Annotated in this window: 2 protein-coding genes; both read right to left on the reverse strand. The window is 73.4% G+C overall.

Annotated features, from left to right (window positions below; all coding sequences use genetic code 11):
* Window positions 1–81 precede the first annotated feature (81 nt).
* Window positions 82–630 (reverse strand): GNAT family N-acetyltransferase, encoded by a 549-nt coding sequence (locus tag ACFQGU_RS15905; protein WP_386768588.1) that lies wholly within the window; start codon window positions 628–630, stop codon window positions 82–84.
* Window positions 631–709: 79 nt separating this feature from the next.
* Window positions 710–2,141, reverse strand: a 1,432-nt coding sequence (locus ACFQGU_RS15910; protein ID WP_386768590.1) for a heavy metal translocating P-type ATPase, incomplete at its 5' end; no start/stop codon positions are given.

Consider the following 2,141-nt stretch of genomic DNA (forward strand, 5'->3'; position numbering starts at 1 on the left):
TGGGCCGGTCGGTGACCGTGCCGGACCCGGACGGGTGGCGCGTCGTCCTGGTCGACCGGGCGCACGGCTGACGCGACCGCGTCACCAGTCGTCGCCGGGGCGCTCCTCGCAGGCGATGGGGTGCGTGATGGCGATGTCGGCGCTCGGCCCGAACCGCAGCACGAGCACGTAGCCGTCGTCCTCGGGGCTGCGCTCCCAGACCCCGTCGCGCACGACGTGCGTCGGACCGAGCCACACCTGCCAGCCGAGCCGTGTGTAGAACGCGCGCCGGCCGGTGCCGAGGGCGCCGAGCTCGTACGACTCCCGGATCACCTCGGCAGCAGCGCCGATCAGCGCCTCGCCCAGCCCCAGTCCCTGCCTGTCCGGGCGTACGCCGACAGCCTCGATGTACCCGGTCTCGAAGTGCGTGCCTCCGACGTGGATGGTCCGGCGTACGACCGCTGCGTGGCCGACGACGTCGTCGCCCTCGCGGATCACGAGGTGGGTGCCGCCGAGGGCGTGGTTCCAGTCGTGGTCGCTGAAGCGCTCGTCCTCGTCCTCGTGCGAGAAGGCGAGGTCCATGAGCTGCCGGGCACTGACCGCGGTGGGCACCGGCAGCGACTCGGTGGAGTACGTCTCGACCACGATCACCCGTCCAGCCTCGCATCCACCTCCCCCGGTGGGCGCGCGGGATCAGCCCCGGTGACCGAATCGGAACGCGACCGTGAGGTCAGTGGAACCTGCGCAGGCGGAGGCTGTTGGCGACGACGCTGACGCTCGACAACGCCATCGCGAGCCCGGCCACGATCGGCGTGAGCAGCCCGGAGGCCGCCAGCGGGATCGCGGCGACGTTGTAGCCGAAGGCCCAGGCGAGGTTCTGCTTGATCGTGCGCAGCGTCGCGCGGGACAGGCGCACCGCGTCCCCCGCGGTGCGGAGGTCGTCGCGCAGCAGCGTGATGTCGGCGGCCTCGATGGCGACGTCGGTGCCGCCGCCCATCGCGATCCCGAGGTCGGCTGCGGCGAGCGCCGCGGCGTCGTTGATGCCGTCGCCCACGACCGCCACGACGCGGCCCTGGGCGCGCAGCTCCTCGACGACCGTGACCTTGTCCTCGGGGCGCGCGTCGGCCACGACGTTGGTGATGCCGACCTGGGCCGCTACGTTCTCCGCGACCGCGGTCGCGTCGCCGGTCACCATGACGGGCTCGAGGCCGAGGGCGCGCAGCGAGGCGATCGCCTCGGCCGAGGTGGCGCGGACCTCGTCGGCGATGCCGATCACCGCGCGCAGCGCGCCGTCGACCTCGACCGCCACGACCGTCATGCCGTCGTGCCGCCACTGGGTGACGTCGGTGCTCCAGTGGTGGCTGTCGCCGACGCCGACCCACTCGGGCCGGCCGACCCGCACGGCCTGTGCGGCCACGAGGCCGGAGACGCCGGATCCGCGGATCGCCTCGTGCGCCTCGAGATCCGGGAGTGCACCGTGCGCGGTGGCGTAGTCGGTGAGCGCCCGTGCGACCGGGTGGGCGGAGCCGGCCTCGAGTGCACCGGCGAGCAGGATGGCGTCGTCGTCGCCTCGGCGTCGCAGCACCGTCATGACGCCGCTCGTGATCGTGCCGGTCTTGTCGAGCACGATCGTGTCGACGCGACGGGTCGACTCGAGCACCTCGGGCCCGCGCACGAGCACGCCCATGCCGGCGCCCCGGCCGGTGCCGACGAGCAGTGCTGTCGGGGTGGCGAGGCCGAGCGCGCACGGGCAGGCGATCACGAGAACGGCGACCGCGGCGGTGAAGCCCTGCTGCCACCCGGTGGTGAGGCCCCAGCCGAGCAGTGTGAGAACGGCGATCACGAGCACGACCGGCACGAACACCGAGGACACGCGATCGGCCAGTCGCTGCACGGGCGCCTTGCCGCTCTGGGCCGCGGTGACGAGCGCGGTGATACGGGCGAGCGCGGTGTCGGAGCCCACGCGGGTCGCGCGCAGCACGAGGAGGCCGTCCTGCACCACCGTGCCGCCGTCGACGTCGTCCCCAGGGCCGACCTCGACGGGCACGGACTCCCCCGTGAGCATCGATGCGTCGACCGCAGACTCGCCCTCGGTCACGACGCCGTCGGTGGGGATGCGTTCCCCCGGCTTCACGACCACGAGGTCGCCGACCTTCACGTGC

The organism is Longivirga aurantiaca (genome assembly GCF_042660085.1).
Classification (GTDB): domain Bacteria; phylum Actinomycetota; class Actinomycetes; order S36-B12; family CAIYMF01; genus Longivirga; species Longivirga aurantiaca.